The 3,100-nt window shown below is 67.5% G+C and carries 5 protein-coding genes; 3 read left to right on the top strand and 2 right to left on the bottom strand.

Annotated features, from left to right (window positions below; translation table 11 throughout):
- The first annotated feature begins 239 nt into the window (after positions 1-239).
- Positions 240-959: a tyrosine-type recombinase/integrase gene (locus tag DKT69_RS39715; protein ID WP_146231063.1), complete on the top strand. Its 720-nt coding sequence runs from the start codon at positions 240-242 to the stop codon at positions 957-959.
- On the opposite strand, the gene DKT69_RS12850 is transcribed toward DKT69_RS39715, so the two are convergent.
- The gene (locus DKT69_RS12850) at positions 928-1,905 is read right to left on the bottom strand and encodes a hypothetical protein (protein WP_109801806.1); all 978 of its coding nucleotides are present in this window, start codon (positions 1,903-1,905) and stop codon (positions 928-930) included. The genes DKT69_RS39715 and DKT69_RS12850 overlap by 32 nt on opposite strands.
- Positions 1,906-2,160: 255 nt before the next feature.
- A complete protein-coding gene (locus DKT69_RS12845) occupies positions 2,161-2,451 on the bottom strand; it encodes a hypothetical protein (protein ID WP_109801805.1) in 291 nt (96 codons plus the stop codon).
- Positions 2,452-2,767: 316 nt separating this feature from the next.
- Between DKT69_RS12845 and DKT69_RS12840 the strand changes: the two genes are divergently transcribed.
- Together DKT69_RS12840 and DKT69_RS41390 are read left to right on the top strand one after the other, a co-directional pair.
- Complete coding sequence (locus DKT69_RS12840) at positions 2,768-2,980, top strand: hypothetical protein (protein WP_109801804.1); 213 nt, start codon at positions 2,768-2,770, stop codon at positions 2,978-2,980.
- Positions 2,981-3,022: 42 nt separating this feature from the next.
- A partial coding sequence (locus tag DKT69_RS41390; RefSeq protein WP_438361781.1) for a helix-turn-helix domain-containing protein occupies positions 3,023-3,100 on the top strand: 78 nt, incomplete at its 3' end.

Genomic DNA, 3,100 nt, shown 5'->3' with positions numbered 1-3,100 from the left:
GGATGCCGGTGAAGATACGATGAGACAAGGCCGTGCGGGCCCATCCTGACGTCACAATCATGATCGTCCCGCACGGCCACCTTCATGATCGACCCGGGTCTTTCCTCTACCGCGCACCAAGCCGTTAGGTCGTCGAAGAAGTCGATCGGGTCCTGCAGGGCGTACACGTATGGCATCAGGGACCTCCTGAAGGGTAATCGGCGGCCCGACCTGACCGCCGACTGACGAGCATAGAAGCGATGAGCGGACCAGCTGCCGGTCACGCGGCGAGGGGCGTAGCGCCCGGCGCCCGGCGGCCGACCAGGCCATGCTGTCGCTGCTGGCCAGCTTGCCGGCGCTGTACTCCAGCCGCGCTACTGCTCAACCAGCGCGGCGGCCGGCTGTCCCCCCGCGGCGCCCACGACATCCTGCTCACGATCGCCGACGAGGCCGGCATCACCGCCGACTTCACCGGCAGCCACGTCCTGCGCCACACCTTCGGCACCTGCCTGGTCCGCGAAGGCCACGACATCATCCTGGTCGCCGAACTCATGGGTCACGCCCGCCTCGAAACCACACAGGCGTACAGCTTGCCCACCGACGGTCGGCGTAGGCCCTCGGGCAGGGGTTGCCGGCTTGCCCGCGCGCGGTGCCGGGGTGGGGTGAGATCTCCTCGTGTCGGCCGATCTCCGATCTACCAGACCGGCTCTGGGACGGCCGGCGGGGGGAGGCCCCACCCCTGGGTGACCACTCACCCACCTGGCACCTGCGGTCCCCGCCGGGTCTCCGAGAGAGGCCCCGCCGGAGGCGTCGATATTGGCGGGCGACCACGACGGCCGGACACCAGTCGGCGTCTCCTGGCCCGGTTCGCTACCCCTGGCCGTGATTCTGCGGGTCTTCGAACACCACCACGTCCGGCACCCCTGCGGGTTCAGACATCGAGCGCCGCTATTCGATCGGAAGGCCAGCGCTCTTCATGAGTTCCTTGGCGTATCCGGTCAGCAGCAGTCCGAGGGCGCTGCTGCTCGCGCCCGTGACGATGTCGAGGGTTCGTCCCACCAGGTTCGTGACCGTGCGCTGGTCCGGTTCCGGCTGCTCCAGCTCCGCTTCGATGACCTGGGTGTTGCGGCGCACCGCAGCGGCTTGGTCCTCTGAGAGGCCAAGTACCGGGACGGCCTCGGCTATGGCGCGGACGAGGACTGCAAGTTCGTCCCCCGCTGTCCCGGTTGTGGTGGCGGTCTGGGTGACGTGGGTGCTGTTCCAGCTGACGTTGCCGGAGACTGGGCCGTGAAAGTTGGTGATGGTGGTCGAGCGAGCGTCTCTGTCGCGCAGGTAGCTGGCCACGTCGCCTCCCGATTCGATGCAGTCCTGGCCGAGAGGGGTGATCTGCACGGTGATCGGCCCCTCGATCTCTGCGACGCCCTTGTCCCCCCGGACCAGCCCGCTGTCCTGGAGGTACTGCGCGACCCGCCGGATCAGGTTTTCAGGGAGGCGGTCGCCCTCGAAGACAGCATGCTCGGTTGACAGGACCTGGTCGACGTAGAGCCCCTTGCCGCCGTCGGGGTCCTGCTCGTAGAGCCAGCGCAGCAGCCCATTGGTTGCGGCGGCTCTGCGGAGCGCGGGGTCTGTCCGCCGGCGGTTTCGCGCTTCCTGTTCCGCTGCCTGGTGGGAGCGCCGTGCCTCAACGAAGGCCCTGCCCCGGTCTGTGATCAACGCCGAGGTACCGGCGAACTCATAGCTCTCCGCCAGCATGATCAAGTCGTCGCGCTTCAGCCCTCGAAGCGTTCCACGCCAGAGGTCCTCGGTGTGATCGTCCGGCTCGCTGCCGAGAAATTCGACCATCGACGCCAGCTCCCCCGGCTGATGAGGGCGGTGGTCGTAAAGGAACTCTAGGATTGCGATTCGACGCTTCTCGGAATCGGTCACGTCGGTCCTTCTTTTGTTCAGGGCCCGAGTGGGTCAGGCGGGTTGGCGGAGGTGGAGTCCGCCATAACCCAAGAGGGTACGGGGCGGGTGCGACGGCCACCGCCGCGGCGCCAGCCGGCATCCGCGCCGGCCGGGTAGCCCAGCCATAGATTCCAGCCCGGAACCAACGGCACCGCTGGTCAACGGGTTGCGGCAGGAGCGACACTCCGCCCTGCGGTACGGCCCTGACCAGCGCTGCCGTTGTTTTCACGCTGATTAGGCAAGCGCCTCGACCGCCGCGCCGGTATCGCCAGCTCCGGCCGCCGCCCACCGGCCGCCGACCACAACCACGCCCGCTGACGCGCCGCAGTACGAGACGGCGAACGGCTCGGGCCCCTCCAGGCTGACGTTGGCTCCCTCGACGGCGAACCTGTCCGGGTGGCGCTCCCCGAAGTCGCGGAGTCCAACCCGACGCGGCGCGGTCCGGATCCGCTCCGCGTCACGGTCCCGGACCGACCACAGCGGCCGGACGCTCGCGCCGTACCCATACCGGGGCCGCTCGGCCACCTCGGCGCCAGCGTCGTTACCCGAGCGTGATCCACTCGGCCTCGAAGTTTATCGATCAATCTGTGCAGCCATGGCCGCCACTTTATGGCCCTGGCCTGCAATTTCGGAAGAACCAATCAGCAATTCGACGGCCGACTTATTCTCCGGCGATCGGGGGACCCTCGGAAAAGGTCACCTGAGCACGCATCACGTCCCGGCGACACAGTAGGATGGGGGCGTCACTGCGGATTCCGGGGAGAGCGCCTCGCTCCCCGCCGGCGGAACGAGGAACTCCTCGGGAAGCACCACTACAGGTTGCAACCGAAGGGATACGCAAGTGACACAGCACCAGAATCGTCAGCCGTCCAGGCTGGCGCAGGTCGCGCGACGCAGCTGGCTGCGGCGAGCGGCTGTCGGGGTGGTGGGGACGGTCCTCGCGAAGGTCACCGTCGCCATCCTGACGACGGTGGTCATGGAGACCGAGCTCGTCGAGACGGGCAAGGACGTGGTCACCAACAGGTGGGCAGGTTCAGCCGGTCGTAGCATTTGATCTTGGCGGTTGGGTGGGACAGGATGTTCCGCTGTGCGTGCGATGTTGACCTTGGGTGATCGGGAAGAGATATCCCGTGGCCTGGCCGAAGGCTTGGAGTTCAAGCAGATCGCGGTCCTG

This window comes from Micromonospora sicca (assembly GCF_003172935.1).
Classification (GTDB): Bacteria; Actinomycetota; Actinomycetes; order Mycobacteriales; family Micromonosporaceae; genus Micromonospora; species Micromonospora sicca.
Note: the sequence above shows the minus strand (reverse complement) of the source record. Positions and strands in the feature narration are given on the sequence as shown.

Excerpts from the sequence above, each read along its gene's own strand:
- DKT69_RS39715 (WP_146231063.1), top strand. The coding sequence starts at position 240 with ATGAGCGGACCAGCTGCCGGTCACGCGGCGAGGGGCGTAGCGCCCGGC.